Source organism: Acetobacter sp. AN02 (assembly GCF_029759835.1).
Taxonomy (GTDB): Bacteria; Pseudomonadota; Alphaproteobacteria; order Acetobacterales; family Acetobacteraceae; genus Acetobacter.
In genome coordinates this window covers 1-16,059 of sequence record NZ_JAJJND010000012.1, presented here as the reverse complement: position 1 = coordinate 16,059, position 16,059 = coordinate 1, and the positions used below count along the sequence as shown (strand labels likewise).

Sequence of the window (16,059 nt, the reverse complement as noted above, 5' to 3'; positions counted from 1 at the left end):
GCAAACATCCGCTGTCGGCATCCCGGGAGAGACAGGATCACCATGCGTCGAGGAATTATCCGTTCTGACAGCCGCCGGACCGGCAGCTCTGCCCGTCAGTCTCTCTGTGTGCTCCTTGTGGCCGGTACTGCTGCCGGTCTGTCGGCCTGCTCTTCCGGCCCGGACAAGGCGAGCGATCTGACGACACCGCGCAATCATCTTCTGGCCGAGGATAAGGGCGCTTCCGGCGGGGATGCAAAGCTGGGCGGAGTCAATGCCTATCTCTGGCGCGGCGCGCTCGACACACTGTCCTTCATGCCTCTGGCAAGTGCGGATGCGGTGGGCGGCTTCATCCTGACGGACTGGTACACGCCTCCGGCGGCACAGGGGGAGAGGTTCAAGATCACCGCCTATGTGCTGGATCGTCGCCTTCGCTCCGACGCGCTGCGTGTTTCCGTTTTCCGTCAGCAGCTTGAGGGCGGAAGCTGGGTCGATACGCCCCCGTCCCCTAACACGGCGTCTGACATCACGACAAAAATCCTGACCCGTGCCCGGCAGCTCCGGGCGGATAATGGCGGTCGGGACGACTGATCCCCGGTAAGGCCGGGCCTGCTTGTCCGGCCCGGTTATGGTTCAGGCAGAGTTCATACTGTCCCGGGCAGCCTGCTGTCCGGCCTTTTTCTGATATGCGGATAAAATAAGCTGATGAGTGCGGACCAGTCTTCCCGGACCTATGATTTTCACCAGGCTGAGCCTCGCTGGCAGGCAGAATGGGACAGGGCGGGCGTCTTCGCGGTTCCGGATGTTCCGCCGGCAGATAAGCCGAAATATTATGTGCTGGAGATGTTTCCCTATCCTTCAGGCCAGCTGCACATGGGACATGTGCGGAATTATGCCCTGGGGGATGTGGTCGCGCGTTACAAACGGGCGCAGGGGTTTTCCGTGCTGCATCCGATGGGATGGGATGCGTTCGGCCTTCCTGCGGAAAATGCGGCGCGCGAGCGTGGCGTGCATCCGCGTCAGTGGACACTGGATAATATCGCGGCGATGCGGGGCACACTGCAGCGGCTCGGTTTTTCGCTCAACTGGGATCGTGAGATCGCAACCTGCCTGCCGGAATATTACGGAAAACAGCAGAAGCTCTTCCTTGATTTCCTTAAGGCCGGACTGGTCGAGCGTCGTGAGTCCTGGGTGAACTGGGATCCGGTGGATCATACCGTACTTGCGAATGAGCAGGTGATCGATGGCAAGGGCTGGCGCTCCGGCGCGCCGATCGAGAAAAAGAAACTGTCGCAGTGGTTTCTGAAGATCACCGATTTCGCGGAAGAACTGCTTGACGGGCTGAAGACGCTTGATCGCTGGCCGGAACGGGTCAGGCTCATGCAGGAGCGCTGGATCGGCCGTTCCGAAGGTGCCCGTCTGCGGTTTTCCCTGGAAAATCCACCTGAAAATGCGCAGGAGACGGTCGAGGTCTTCACGACACGTCCCGACACGCTCTTCGGCATGTCCTTTCTGGCCATCGCCGCGGATCATCCGCTGGCCGCAGGGGTTGCACAGCACAATCCTGCGGCTGCAGAGTTCGTCGCGGAGTGTCGTCGGCTTGGTACATCGGTCGAGTCGATCGAGACGGCCGAGAAGCGCGGCTTCGACACGGGTCTGAGGGTAATGCACCCGTTCCTCCCCGGTCAGAGCTTTCCCGTCTGGATCGCGAATTTCGTTCTGACGGATTACGGAACCGGCGCCCTGTTCGGCTGCCCTTCAGGTGATCAGCGCGATCTGGATTTCGCACGGAAATACGATCTGCCGGTCGTGCCGGTGGTGCTGCCGGAGGGCGAATCGCAGGAAACATACAGCATCGGAGATACGGCCTGGACCGGCGACGGTACCATGATCAACTCCGGCTTTCTCGACGGTCTGGACACTGAGGCCGCCCGGGCGAAGGCCATTGAGCGCCTTGAGGCGACGGGAGTCGGCTGCAAGGTCGTGAACTGGCGCCTGCGTGACTGGGGCGTCTCACGTCAGCGCTACTGGGGCTGTCCGATTCCTGTCATCCACTGCGAATCCTGCGGTCCCGTTCCCGTGCCGGACGCACAGCTTCCGGTGGAATTGCCGGAAGACGTGACGTTTGACCGGCCTGGCAATCCTCTGGATCATCATCCTCGCTGGAAGCACGTGTCCTGTCCGTCCTGCGGGAAGCCCGCCCGGCGTGAGACGGACACATTCGATACATTCGTGGACAGTTCCTGGTATTTCGCACGCTTTACAGCCCCGCATGACGCATCCCCGACGGTGCGTGCTGCGGCTGACGGTTGGCTAGCCGTGGATCAGTATATCGGCGGAATCGAGCACGCGATTCTGCATCTGCTCTATGCCCGCTTCTTTACCCGGGCGATGAGAGAGACCGGTCATCTGGATATCACGGAGCCGTTTGCCGGGCTGTTCACCCAGGGGATGGTCAATCACGAGAGCTACAGGGATGAGGCCGGTAACTGGCTCTATCCCGAAGAGGTTGTCCGTAAAGGCACGGATGCCGAGCACCGCGAGACGGGCCGCCCGGTGACCGTGGGCCGCGTCGAGAAGATGTCCAAATCGAAGCGCAATACGGTGGCGCCGGTTGCGATCATCGAGCGCTTCGGTGCGGATACGGCACGCTGGTTCGTCCTGTCGGACAGCCCGCCGGAGCGCGATATGGAGTGGACCGAGGCGGGCGTCACCGGTTCAGGTCGCTACGTGCAGCGCCTGTTCCGCGCGGTCCTGCAGGTTGCTGCGGATACTGACGCCAGGGCAGCACTTCCTGCAGAGATCTCTGCTGAGGCCGATGCTCTGCGGCGCACGACTCACCGGACGATTGCCGCGGTGACGGAAGCTCTGGAAGGGTTTGCAATCAACGTTGCGGTGGCGAGAATTCACGAACTGACTTCCGCCCTGTCCGGTGCGGAGAAAGCGCAGGGTGAGGGGATGGCGTTCGCCCGGCGCGAGGCTGCCCTGACGCTCTGCCTGCTGGTCGCGCCGATGATGCCGCATCTGGCGGAAGAGATGATGGCGGCCCTGGAGTCGGAGGGCGTGCTGGTTGCCCGGCGGGCCTGGCCGCAGGCGGAGCCGGCTCTGCTGGCAGCGCAGAAAATGATTCTGGGCGTGCAGGTTCTGGGTAAGCTCCGGGGGACGATCGAGGCGGAGCCGGATGAGGATCCGGCAGCCGTGATGGCCCGTGCGGAGGCGGAACCCAATGTTGCCCGCGCGCTTGAGGGGAAGACGATCGTCAAGCGCATTCACGTGCCGAACCGGATCGTCAATTTCGTGGTGAAGGGCTGAATGATGGACCGGGTCGGAAAGGCAGCAGGAAATATCGCCGGAAAGAAAGCTGCCGCATGGCTCCGCACGGGGTTTGTGCTTGCGATTCTCTCTCCGGCTCTTGCCGGCTGCGGATTTCACCCGCTTTACGGCACATCAGAGCAGGAGGCCGATGTCGCCGCCGAGCTCAAGAAGGTCTACGTCGCCGGAATATCGGACAGACCGGGACAGCTCCTGCGGCTGGCGCTTCAGGAGAACATGGCAGGAGACGGGCCGGAGGAGCCGGACGGCTATACGCTGCGGGTGAGCTATTCAATGCCGGGTGAGGCGGTCGATATTCATGCGGACAACACGTCCGGCCGGACCCGTATGAGTGGATATGCGCACTGGCGACTCTATACCGTTGCGCAGTCACCCGTGCTTCTGGCGCAGGGTGACGCCACCACGCTCGACGGCATGACAGTCACGTACCAGCAGGTTTTCGCGCAGAATATGAATATGGACACCGTCCGCGCCCGGATCGCACAGACCCTGGCGGAGCAGATCACCCAGCAGGTTTCCATCTGGTTCCGCGGGCATCGTAACGCTCCGGCGCGTCCGAAGCAGGCCCCCGTCTACTACCAGGATTCAAGCATGCTGCCGACATCCAGCCAGGAACAGCCGCAGCAGGCTGCGGGAGAGGACGGTATGCCCGCCCTGGCGACAGGACGCGACACGGAGGGAGGCAGCGGGCGATAGCCCGGCTGATTTCCGGTCGTGAAAACCGATGCCCGTCAGCTTCGCAGGGAAATCCGGTCAGGTGTTCCCTGGCGATTCGTTCTGCTGCACGGAGAGGACACGGGGCTGATCCGGGAGCTGGCAGCCGAAATCGTGCAGGCTGTTGCCGGAGGGCAGGACGATCCGTTCCGTGTCTCCGTCCTGACGAAAGAGGATCATGAGCGGCTGGCGGAAGAAGCCGCGGCACTCTCTCTGACGGGCGGGCGGCGCGTCGTCCGCGTGCGTGAGGGGACGGATGGTCTGGCCGGACCGCTGGCTGCGGTGCTGGACGAGCCGGGCGATACGGTCATCGTGGTGGAGGGCGGCAACCTGCCCGCCCGCGCAAAACTCAGAGTGCTGGCAGAGGGGCGTAGGGATGCCGCTTCTGTCGGATGCTACCCGGAGGAAGGACGGGCGCTGGGAACGACGGTTTCCGCGATGTTCGCCGAGGAGAAGGTGAGAATCGATCCGGACGCGCTGGACTGGCTGGTGTCACGTCTGGGTGCGGACCGGGCCGTTGTTCGCAGCGAAGTGGGAAAGCTGATCCTCTTCGCAGGGCTGGGCGGCAGTCTGTCCCTGGAAGATGTGCGTGAGGCTGTCGGGGACGGCGCCGCCGTCTCCGTGGAGGATGCGGCCTTCCATGCGATGGAAGGGCAGACCGCTGCGGCAGATATCGCTCTGGAGAGAGCGCTGTCGGAAGGTGTCAGTCCGGTGGCGGTCGCCCGCGTGCTGCTGTCGCACATCGGACGGCTGCGGCGTGTGGCAGCAGCGATGCAGGACGGGCGATCACGTGCAGACGCTATGAAAACGCTGCGTCCGCCGGTATTTTTCAAGCGGACACAGAGCTTCGGACGTGCGCTCGATCTCTGGTCTCTGAATGGTCTGGAGGAGGCAGCGCGCCGTACGCAGGAGTTTGAACTGTCCTGCAAGCAGAGCGGCGCACCCGATATTCTGCTGTGCCGCCGCCATCTGACGACGCTTGCGTTGCGGGCGGCCCGGGCCGGGCGGGTCCGTTCGGGCTGAAAGCGGCTTCGGGAGGAGAAATACTCCCCCGAAGCCGTATGCCTCAGATCAGCCCTTCAGCTTTGAGGGCCTTCTGAGCCGACGGGCGAGCCATTACGCGATCACGCAGGGCGCAGGCTGTCGGGAAGGCGGAAATATCCACGTTCACGTGCGGCGCCCAGCTCAGGATGACGGCAATCAGTGCATCCGCCGGAGTAAATCCCTGATCGGGCAGCATATATTCACCACCCCCGGCTTTGAGAAGGGTCTCAAGCTGGGTCATGCGGCGGGTATTCATGGAGAGGATTCGCTCGCGGACGACATCGGGCAGGTCAGGTGCGAAAAGCGGCCCGAATGCGGAGTGCACGTCCTCACAGAAACCGATGGCTTCCAGAAGTCTGGCCTGCTCGACGGAGCCTGCAGCGGGCCGGAAGGCGGCAATATCGGACCTGTTACCAATCCATGTGAGGATCGCGACGTTCTGCGTGATCACGACGCCGGGAGAAATTTCCAGGGCAGGAACCGCGCCGCGCTGATTGATTTTCAGATAGTCGCTGCCATCAGCAAGCGTCTTTGTTTTCAGGTCGACTGCTTCGATGGAAAAATCCAGACCGGTTTCATTCAGGATGATGTGGGCGGCCAGAGAACAGGCGCCCGGTGTGTAATACAGTTTCATAATATGTCTCCTGTCTGCGATTTCAGGGAGTGATATCCCGGAATGTCAGAATGCGGCATCTTTTTCTTTATGTCCGCTGCGTTACAGTCAGCGCAGATACGCAATGAGATGGAAGGGATCGGGATCATGCAGCAGAAAACAGCCACGGTTTTCGGGGGATCGGGTTTTCTCGGACGCTATGTCGTAAGAAAACTGGCGGAGCGCGGCTTTGCGGTGCGCGTTGCCTGCAGACGTCCGGACCGGGCTGCCGCACTCCGCCCGCTGGGCGTGGTCGGGCAGATCGCACCGGTCTGGGCTCCTGTCACACGGGAGGCAGAAGTTGCCGCAGCCGTGGAGGGAGCCTCCCTTGTGATCAATCTGGCTGCCATTCTGAGCGCGTCTTCCCGCAAGGCGCTGGATGCGGTGAACGCCGGAGGTGCGGGGATCGTGGCCCGGGTATCTGCAAAGGCCGGCGTTTCCCGTCTGGTGCAGATGTCCGCGATCGGCGCGTCCTCATCCGGTCCGTCAGACTACAGCCGTTCACGCGCTGCGGGGGAGCAGGCCGTGCAGGAGGCATTCGCAGGAGCGACGATCACCCGAGCCTCTGTGATTTTCGGACCGGAAGATCATTTTCTGAATATGCTTGGCGGGATCGCCCGCTACGTTCCTCTTGCCATGCCGGTCTATGGCGGACGCACACGCATCCAGCCGGTCTATGTCGCGGATGTTGCCGAAGGCGTTGTCCGTGCTGCCGCTGATCCCGACTGCGTGGGGTACACGCTGGAATTCGGTGGCCCGGAGGTGATGACCATGACGGATGTCGCCCGGATGGTCCTCAATCTGACCGGACGAGAGAAAGACATCTTCCAGGTTCCGTCAGGCCTGGCCAGGCTGCAGGCGGCCTTTCTGGAGCGGCTGCCCGGCCGCCTCCTGACCCGCGATCAGCTGAAGATGCTGCTGGTGGATAATGTCGTCTCCGGAGATATGCCGGGACTCGCGGCGCTTTTCGTCAGCGCAACACCGCTCGATCTGATCGCGCCGTCCTATATGGAGCGCTATGCCCCGGGAGGTGGTAAGGTAGAAATCGCGCGATATCATGAAGTTATCTGATTAAATACACCATATCGGACATTTATTGCGGCTTCCGCCCCGGGAATTCACCTCCGGAGGCGGAATGCCTGCTATGCATCAGGCAATAAAGGTCATATGTACTGACTTTTATAAGAATAAAAAAACGCTAACGAAATGACGGACACATGCTACCTGTGGTGTCCTGCCTGTCCGTCATGATGAGGTTCCATCTGTATGTCCGCTCCGATGCTCGGTTTCGTTTCCGTTCCGCAGGCTCAGCCCGAAAAACGCTCTGCCGGAGACCGGTGCGGCGATTTCGACGAGATCTATAATGATTTTGCCGATGGGGAGGCTCAGGAGCAGGCGAATCGCTGCTCCCAGTGCGGTGTCCCGTTCTGCTCCATCAACTGCCCGCTGGGGAACAATATCCCGGACTGGCTGATGCTGGCGGCGAATGACAGGCTGGAGGAGGCCTATGCCGTCTCCGCCCAGACGAACAGCTTTCCCGAAATCTGCGGCCGGATCTGCCCCCAGGATCGCCTGTGCGAAGGCAACTGCGTGATCGAGAAGGGCTTCGACAGCGTCACGATCGGCGCGATCGAACGCTACATCACTGACACGGCATTCGAGAACGGATGGGTGAAGCCCGCTACACCCCGGAAAGAGAGCGGCCGCTCCGTGGGTATTGTCGGTGCGGGTCCGGCGGGTCTTGCCGCGGCGGAGCGTCTGCGTGCGACGGGACACGAGGTGCATGTCTATGACCGGCACGACCGGGTCGGCGGACTGCTGATCTATGGGATTCCGGGTTTCAAGCTGGAAAAGGAGATCGTCGCACGGCGTCATGCCCTGCTGGAGGAGCAGGGAATCCGGTTCCATCTCGGGCAGGGGATCGGCAGCGGAGAGGGCGAGCTGGCGTTTGAGGAGCTGCGGGCCCGTCATGATGCGGTCCTGATCGCCGTCGGCGTCTATAAATCCCGCGATATCGGCGGGCCGGGCTCCGGGCTGGAGGGCATCATCCCGGCGCTGACCTATCTGACGGCCTCGAACCGCCGCTCGCTTGGTGATGTGGTGACCGATCCGCTGCTGGATGCCTCCGGAAAGGATGTGGTCGTGATCGGCGGCGGCGATACGGCAATGGACTGTGTCCGCACGGCAATCCGTCAGGGCGCGAAATCCGTGAAATGCCTGTATCGCCGGGACAAGGCGAACATGCCGGGCTCCGCGCGCGAGGTGAAAAATGCCGAGGAGGAAGGTGTCGAGTTCGTGTGGCTGGCCGCACCGGAAGGGTTTCTGGGTGAGGGCAGCGTGACGAGCGTGCGTGCGCGCCGCATGAAGCTCGGACTTCCGGATGCAACGGGTCGTCAGTCCATCGAACCGGAAGAGGACGGCCTGTTCACGGTAAAGGCCGATCTCGTGATCAAGGCACTGGGATTCGATCCGGAGCCTCTGCCGGAGATGTGGAAAACAGACGATCTGGCGACCTCCCGCTGGGGCACGCTGGTGGTCCGGCATGAGACATTCGAGACCAGCCTGCCGGGTGTGTTCGCAGCCGGAGACATCGTGCGCGGTGCCAGCCTCGTGGTCTGGGCCATCCGCGACGGACGTGATGCGGCAGCGCAGATCGATCAGTGGCTGGAGAAACACGCCTCGGCAAAAGCCGGTGCGCGCATGGCGGCGGAGTGAGAGATATGGACAGACTGAACGATGTGACCTCCTCCGCCATCGAGAGCGGAGAGGAGTTTCTTTCCGCCTGGGAGCGCAACAGCACCGCCCTGCAGGACGGGCTGTATGATCCGGCGGATGAGCACGATTCCTGCGGCGTGGGTCTCGTGGCAGCCATTGACGGCAAGCCGAGCCGGGCCGTGGTCGAGGCCGGTATCGCGGCGCTGAGCGCGATCTGGCATCGCGGCGCGGTCGATGCGGATGGCAAGACCGGTGACGGCGCGGGAATTCACGTGGAAATCCCGCAGGACTTCTTCGAGGAAGCCATTGCCAGCACAGGTGATCAGCTTGAGGCCGGGCAGATCATTGCTGTCGGTCAGGTTTTCCTGCCCAAGACCGATCTGACGGCGCAGGAGCGCTGCCGCGAGATCATCGAGACAGCGATCCTTGATTTCGGATACGGCATCTACGGCTGGCGCCAGGTGCCGATCGACACCTCCGTGATCGGGGAAAAGGCGAACGCCACCCGTCCGGAGATCGAGCAGATCATGATCCGGAATCTCAGGGGCAGCAGCACCTCGGATTTCGAGCGCGATCTCTATATCATCCGCCGTCGCATCGAGAAGGCCGCCATCGCCAGCCAGGTCGATCTGTATATCTGTTCGATGTCCTGCCGCTCGGTCATCTATAAGGGGATGTTCCTGGCCGAGCATCTGACGAATTTCTATCCGGATCTGCTCGATCCGCGTTTTGTCAGCCGGTTTGCGATCTATCACCAGCGCTATTCCACCAATACATTCCCCACCTGGAAGCTGGCGCAGCCGTTCCGCCGCATCGCGCATAACGGTGAGATCAACACGATTTCGGGCAATATCAACTGGATGCGCAGCCATGAGACACGGCTGTCTGATCCCGTGCTCGATCCGTATATGAGCGACATCAAGCCGGTCGTGCAGGTCGGCGGTTCCGACACCGCCACGCTGGATAACGTGTTCGAGCTTCTGACCCATGCGGGACGTGACGCCCCGGCGGCCAAGGCCCTGGTCATCCCGGCCAGCACCGGCGCGCATTCATCAATGAAGCGCGAGCACGGCGACATGTTCACCTACTGCAACGCCGTCATGGAGCCCTGGGACGGCCCGGCCGCCCTGTGCGCCACGGACGGCCGCTGGGTTGTCGCGGGTCTCGACCGCTCCGGCCTGCGCCCTCTGCGCTACACCGTCACCACCACCGGCCTGCTGATCATCGGCTCCGAGGCCGGTATGGTCCGCGTGCCCGTGCCGGAGGTGGCCAGTCTGGGCCGTCTCGGTCCGGGAGAGATGATCGGCGTCGATCTGGATGAGGGGCGGCTGTATCACAATGGCGAGCTGCTCGACCTTCTGGCCTCGCGTCAGGATTTCGGCCGCTGGGTGAAGAAAATCCAGCGAATCGGCAGTATCGTCCGTGATGATGTGAAAGAGCCGGAGTTCTGGCAGGGCGACGATCTCCGCCGTCGTCAGCTTGCCGTCGGCAGCACGCTTGAGGAGCTTGAAGCCATCCTTCACCCCATGGTGGAGACGGCAGCCGAAGCGATCGGCTCAATGGGCGACGACACCCCGCTTGCCATCGTGTCCGAGCGCTATCGTGGCCTTGCACATTATTTCCGCCAGGCCTTCAGCCAGGTGACCAATCCGCCGATCGACTCCCTGCGCGAGGCGCGGGTGATGAGCCTGTTCACGCGCCTTGGAAATCTTGGAAATATCCTGGAGCAGAGCGAGGATCAGTGCGATCTTCTCCAGCTTCCAAGCCCGGTTCTGACCTCAGGCGAATATGATGCGCTGCTGAAATTCTGCGGCGATGAGGCCACGGTCATCGACTGCACTTTCGAAGCGGAGAAAGGGGAGGCGGGCCTGCGTGAGGCCATCACCCGTATCCGCCAGGAAGCTGCCGACAAGGTGCGCGAGGGCTGCAAGCACGTCTTCCTGACGGATGTGGCCCAGTCCGATGAGCGCGCCGGTATTCCGGGGATTCTCGCGGCATCTGCCGTTCATACGCACCTCGTAAAAAACTCCCTGCGTACCTTCACATCCGTCAACGTACGTATGGCGGACGCGCTGGATGTCCATTCCATTGCCGTCACGCTCGGCGTGGGTGCAACCACGGTCAATCCGTATCTGGCACAGGAAAGCATCGCGGACCGCGTCCGTCGCGGTCTGTTCGGCAGCATGACACTGCGCGAGGCTGTCGAGCGGTACCGCAAGGCGATCGACAAGGGGCTGCTCAAGATCATGTCCAAGATGGGCATCTCGATCATGGCGTCCTATCGCGGCGGCTGTAATTTCGAGGCCGTCGGCCTGTCCCGCGCGCTCACGGCGGAGTTTTTCCCCGGTATGCCCTCGCGCATCTCCGGAATCGGTCTGTCGGGTATTGCCCGCAATATCCTGACCTTCCATAAAGAGGCATGGAACAATGCGACTGCTGTCCTGCCCGTGGGCGGTCTCTACAAGCTGCGCCGCACCGGTGAGACGCACGCGTTTGACGCGCAGCTCATCCACCTTCTGCAGACGGCCGTGGGCACGGACAGTTTCAGCACCTATCAGCGCTATGCTGATGCCGTGGCCCGCCAGAAGCCGGTTTCCCTGCGTGATCTGCTGAATTTCAAAAGTGATCGTCAGCCGATTGCCGTGGAGGAAGTGGAGAGTATCACGCAGCTCCGCAAGCGTCTGATCGCGCCCGCCATCTCTCTGGGGGCGCTCAGCCCGGAAGCGCATGAGACACTGTCGATTGCGATGAACCGGATCGGCGCGAAGTCGGATTCGGGTGAGGGCGGAGAGGATCCGGCCCGCGCGAAGCCGCGCCCGAACGGAGACAATGCCTCCTCGGCCATCAAGCAGGTCGCATCGGGCCGTTTCGGCGTGACGGCGCAGTATCTGAATGACTGTCGCGAGCTGGAGATCAAGGTCGCCCAGGGCGCCAAGCCGGGTGAGGGCGGACAGCTTCCGGGCTTTAAGGTCACGGAACTGATCGCGAAGCTGCGCCATTCCACGCCGGGCGTGACGCTGATCTCCCCGCCGCCGCACCACGATATCTATTCCATCGAGGATCTTGCGCAGCTCATCTATGATCTCAAGCAGATCAACCCGGATGCGCGCGTGACGGTCAAGCTGGTCGCCCGCTCCGGTATCGGCACCATCGCCGCAGGTGTCGCCAAGGCAAAAGCCGATGCGATCCTGATTTCCGGCCACAGTGGCGGCACGGGCGCCAGCCCGCAGAGTTCGGTCAAATATGCCGGTCTGCCCTGGGAGCTCGGTCTGGCGGAGGCACATCAGGTGCTGATGCTCAACCGTCTGCGCCATCGCGTCACGCTGCGTACGGATGGCGGGATCAAGACGGGCCGCGACGTGGTCATTGCCGCCATGCTGGGGGCCGAGGAGTTCGGAATCGGCACCGCAAGCCTCGTCGCCATGGGCTGCATCATGGTCCGGCAGTGCCACTCCAACACTTGCCCGGTCGGCGTATGCTCGCAGGATCCGGCAATGCGGGCGAAGTTCGAGGGAACGCCGGAGAAGGTGATCAACCTCTTCTCCTTCATCGCGGAGGACGTCCGTAATATCCTCGCCTCTCTGGGCTTCCGCAGCCTGAACGAGGTGATCGGCCGTACCGACCTGCTGCGTCAGGTCTCGCGTGGTGCGGACTATCTCGACGATCTCGATCTGAACCCGCTGCTCGTCCAGGCAGATCCCGGCCCGCATGCGCGCTACTGCACGCTGGAGGGGCGCAATGAGGTGCCCGATACGCTGGACGCCCAGATGATCGCCGATGCCCGTCCTCTTTTCGGACACGGCGAGAAGATGCAGCTGCAGTACAACGTGCAGAACACGATGCGCGCGATCGGCACCCGTATCTCCTCCATGATCGTACGGCAGTTCGGCATGACCGGCCTCGCACCGGGGCATCTGACGGTTCGTCTGCGCGGGTCCGCAGGGCAGTCTCTGGGCGCGTTTGCGGTCCAGGGCCTGAAGCTGGAGGTTCACGGCGATTCGAACGACTACGTGGGCAAGGGTCTGTCCGGTGCCACGATCGTCGTGCGCCCGACAGCATCGAGCACGCTGGTGACGAATCAGAACGCGATCATCGGCAATACCGTGCTCTACGGTGCGACGGCCGGGTATCTGTTTGCCGCAGGTCTGGCGGGCGAGCGCTTTGCCGTCCGCAACTCCGGCGCGACAGCCGTGATCGAGGGCTGCGGCTCCAACGCCTGCGAATATATGACGGGCGGCACGGTCGTGATCCTCGGTGAATCCGGCGATAATTTCGGAGCGGGTTTCACCGGCGGCATGGCGTTCGTCTATGATCGTGACGGCGTTTTCGAGCAGAAGGTCAATCCGGACACGCTTTACTGGTGCCGGGTGACGCAGCCGGAGTGGGAGCAGAAGCTGCGTGATCTGGTTGAGGCCCATGTCGCCGAGACCGGTTCACGTTACGGCGGTATGCTGCTGCATAAATGGGATGAGGTCCTGCCGCATTTCTGGCAGATCGTCCCGCGTGACTACGCAAAAACGATCGGCTTTGAGATACCCGACAAAGCCGGAAAGGCAGCCTGAAGCAGCACTCACGGGGGCGGGTAACGCGTCAGCGCGCGCCAGCCGCCTCCGGGGATGCCGATCATATTTCGAAACTCGACGTACATCCGTTTTCATGATTTTTCTCCGGTCAGATCAGACCTTTGATCCTCCATGCGCAGGAGAACACAGGTGCAGCTAGCCGGGGGCCGGATGTCTTCCTCTTCATTCTCACTGACAGAACCGCGCGCCACGGACGAACAGCTGGCCGTCCTCTATGATAATATCAGTGTCAATGATGTCATAACGCCCGATGCACGCTGCCCGGACGGTGCCCTGCCGGCTTTCCTGCCGGAAGAACCGGGTGCGTGCTATCGCCTGACATGGCAGCTTTACCGGCAGAAAGTGGATATCCGGGTCTTTCGCCGCCTGATTCTGAGGATCATGGTGCAGGGAAAGGTCACGCCGGACCAGGCCCTGGACTTCAAGCATACACGGGCAAGATTCAAGCACCTGCGTTTTGCCTGTGCCAATTGCGATGAACGCCACAGCTATCCCTGGCTTTTGCATTTTGTCACAAGGCAGATGGGATTCTTCCAGGACGTGTTCCGCCACGGCAGAAAACTCATGGTCATCCGGTGCGGTCTGCTCCTGCTCGTCGGGCTCAGCCCGCCCGTCTGGTGGCTGCTGAACCGGAGGCTTGAGGATTTCAGACCGGCTTCCCCGCAGAATTTTTCAGACTACCTTGCCCGCGAGAGGGGAAGGCTGGCTGAGGCCGTGGAGAATGACACGCCTGTCACGGGACACCAGTTTCACGGTCTGAGAAAAATCATCAGCCGTCTTGTGGCCCTCAATGACACGCGCCGTGTTCTCCGGCCTCTGCCTGAACTGGACGAGCTGGCCGTTTTTCTTGCCAGCCTTAACGGTCTGATGGGCAGTAAGCATGATGACCTGGTGGAGGAACACCTCACAGGTGTTTCGGACTATCGGAAATATCGCTTTCCCCTGCCTGAAGCTGTCGCATCGGCCATACGTACGCTTATCCATGCAGGCTGGCAGCGGTTACCGGACGCCTGAGACGGCCTCATATCTCCGGGTGACATGACCGGGTCTGGCAGGATGATGACCTGTCGGCACAAGAGAAATATCTGTATGGAACGGGATACAGAATAAAAAATCCCGGAGATGGATATGTTCTCTCGATATTCCGTATCAGTCCTGCTGTATTCAGTCGTCTTCCTCAATACGGCCCTGCCCGTACAGGCTGCGGATATATCGGACGCGCAGAAGCAGCAGATCAGCACGCAGTTCAGAAACCTTCTCGATGAGCAGTGGCAGTTCACGCTGAAGGAAACTCCGGAAATGGCCACCATGGTCGGAGACAGGCGGTATAACGACCGCTGGAGTGATGCCTCGGCAGAACATGCTGCCCGGATGCAGCGCGCGAACAAGGCATTTCTTACCCGTTTTCAGGCGATCAGCCGCTCTGCACTGAATGAACAGGACAGACTCAGTCTTGATATCATGATCTGGCAGCTTGAGGATCAGCTTGAGGCCGCCCGTCTGAAGCTGTGGGAAATGCCTCTGGACCAGTTCAACGGCATACAGATCGCTCTTCCCGGATTTGTATCTTCAATTCCTTTTGAAAATACAAGAGATTATCAGAATTATCTCGCGCGTCTGCGTGCCGTTCCGACCGTCATCCGGCAGACCATGGACGTCTCCTGGCTCGGGCTGAAGGACGGGCTGATGCAGCCACGGTTTCTTCTCGAGAAAGTGAAGAAACAGGCCCGGGATATTGAAAAAGCAGAGGGTGAGCACAGCCCCTTTGCAGATCCGCTTGCGAAATTTCCCGCTACTGTCTCACCGGCTGATCGCAGGCGCCTGAGCCGTGATATTCTTGAGGCCATCAATCATGATGTCCGCCCGGCCTACCGCCGGCTGATCGCATTTCTTGAACAGGATTATGTGCCGCACGGGCGACGTGATCCTGGCGTCTGGGCGCTTCCAAACGGAGACGCCATCTATCGGTACGATGTCCGCAGCATGACGACAACGGACAGAACTCCGGACGAACTGCATGAACTCGGACTGCGGAAGGTTGCAGAAATCGAGCGCGAGATGACAGACATCGCGCATCGCCTCAGATTTCCCGATCTCGCGGCAATGCGGGCGTCTGTTGAGAAAAATCCCGATCTCTATGCAACATCGAGAGAAGAGATCCTTGATCTCTATCGGAAATATATAGCGCAGATGGAGCCGAAACTTCCCGACCTGTTCGGCGTTCTTCCAAAAACAAAGCTTGAGGTGCAGCCGGTTGAGGCCTATCGCGAGGCGGAAGCGGCTGATGCGGAATATCACCAGGGCACTCCGGACGGATCACGTCCGGGGATCGTTTTCGTCAATACCGGAGATTACACAAAGCGGGATCTGTACAGCATTGAGGACACGGCCTATCACGAGGGTGTGCCCGGACATCATCTGCAGATTTCCATCGCGCAGTCTCTTCCGATTCCTCCCTTCAGGCAGCAGGCTTTTTATGCAGCCTATATCGAGGGATGGGCGTTATATGCCGAACGTCTGGGAAAAGAGGCTGGTTTTTACAAAGATCTTTATAGTGACTACGGCCGTCTGAACGGGGAGCTGCTGCGTGCAGACAGGCTCGTTCTGGATACGGGCGTCCATGCAAAGCACTGGAGCCGTCAGAAGATGGTCGACTTTTTCAGGGCTCACCCGGCGGAGAGCGAGCCGGGCATGCAGGCCGAGGTTGACCGCTATATCGCCTGGCCCGGACAGGCTCTGGCTTACATGACCGGACAGCAGACCATTCTTGAACTGAGGGAAAAGGCCAGAAAGGAGCTGGGGTCAGAATTCAGTATCCGCAGCTTCCATGATCAGATTCTTTCCGAGGGAGCCATGCCCCTCAGTCTTCTGATCCGGCACATGGATGAATGGATTGCACGTATGAAATCCTCTTCATCACAAAAGGCCGGATGACGACGCAGTCAGGAGGCACATTCCTACGTGTTTAGTCCCGGGATTTGGTGGATTGGGTTGATGATGAATCGATCTGGTTCTGAAGTCCATATTTTGCAGATGTAT

At 61.0% G+C, this 16,059-nt stretch carries 10 protein-coding genes; 9 read left to right on the top strand and 1 reads right to left on the bottom strand.

Annotated elements, in window-relative coordinates:
• The first annotated feature begins 42 nt into the window (after positions 1 to 42).
• The 4 genes from LOC54_RS02635 to holA all read left to right on the top strand — a co-directional run bounded on the left by LOC54_RS02635 (position 43) and on the right by holA (position 5,049).
• Positions 43 to 570 carry a DUF3576 domain-containing protein gene (locus tag LOC54_RS02635; protein ID WP_279312272.1) on the top strand — a complete coding sequence of 176 codons (528 nt, stop codon included), beginning with the start codon at positions 43 to 45 and terminating at the stop codon, positions 568 to 570.
• A 114-nt stretch (positions 571 to 684) separates the two neighbouring features.
• Positions 685 to 3,291 carry a leucine--tRNA ligase gene (gene leuS, locus LOC54_RS02630; RefSeq protein ID WP_279312271.1) on the top strand — a complete coding sequence of 869 codons (2,607 nt, stop codon included), beginning with the start codon at positions 685 to 687 and terminating at the stop codon, positions 3,289 to 3,291.
• Complete coding sequence (locus LOC54_RS02625; RefSeq protein WP_279312270.1) at positions 3,292 to 4,008, top strand: LPS assembly lipoprotein LptE; 717 nt, start codon at positions 3,292 to 3,294, stop codon at positions 4,006 to 4,008.
• Between the two features lie 18 nt (positions 4,009 to 4,026).
• Positions 4,027 to 5,049 (top strand): DNA polymerase III subunit delta, encoded by a 1,023-nt coding sequence (gene holA, locus LOC54_RS02620; protein WP_279312269.1) that lies wholly within the window; start codon positions 4,027 to 4,029, stop codon positions 5,047 to 5,049.
• Between the two features lie 43 nt (positions 5,050 to 5,092).
• On the opposite strand, the gene LOC54_RS02615 is transcribed toward holA, so the two are convergent.
• A complete protein-coding gene (locus LOC54_RS02615) occupies positions 5,093 to 5,704 on the bottom strand; it encodes a glutathione S-transferase N-terminal domain-containing protein (protein ID WP_279312268.1) in 612 nt (203 codons plus the stop codon).
• A gap of 126 nt (positions 5,705 to 5,830) precedes the next feature.
• Here LOC54_RS02615 and LOC54_RS02610 point away from each other — a divergent pair, with 126 nt between their 5' ends.
• The 5 genes from LOC54_RS02610 (at position 5,831) to LOC54_RS02590 (ending at position 15,954) form a co-directional block, all read left to right on the top strand.
• Positions 5,831 to 6,793, top strand: a complete 963-nt coding sequence (locus LOC54_RS02610; RefSeq protein WP_347709382.1) for a complex I NDUFA9 subunit family protein — start codon at positions 5,831 to 5,833, stop codon at positions 6,791 to 6,793.
• Between the two features lie 195 nt (positions 6,794 to 6,988).
• Positions 6,989 to 8,437, top strand: coding sequence for an NAD(P)-dependent oxidoreductase (locus LOC54_RS02605; RefSeq protein ID WP_279312267.1), 1,449 nt, complete (start codon positions 6,989 to 6,991; stop codon positions 8,435 to 8,437).
• A gap of 5 nt (positions 8,438 to 8,442) precedes the next feature.
• A complete protein-coding gene (gltB, locus tag LOC54_RS02600; RefSeq protein WP_279312266.1) occupies positions 8,443 to 12,999 on the top strand; it encodes a glutamate synthase large subunit in 4,557 nt (1,518 codons plus the stop codon).
• A gap of 171 nt (positions 13,000 to 13,170) precedes the next feature.
• Positions 13,171 to 14,034 (top strand): hypothetical protein, encoded by an 864-nt coding sequence (locus LOC54_RS02595; protein WP_279312265.1) that lies wholly within the window; start codon positions 13,171 to 13,173, stop codon positions 14,032 to 14,034.
• Positions 14,035 to 14,148: 114 nt separating this feature from the next.
• Positions 14,149 to 15,954, top strand: coding sequence for a DUF885 domain-containing protein (locus tag LOC54_RS02590; RefSeq protein ID WP_279312264.1), 1,806 nt, complete (start codon positions 14,149 to 14,151; stop codon positions 15,952 to 15,954).
• The last annotated feature ends 105 nt before the right edge of the window (positions 15,955 to 16,059 follow it).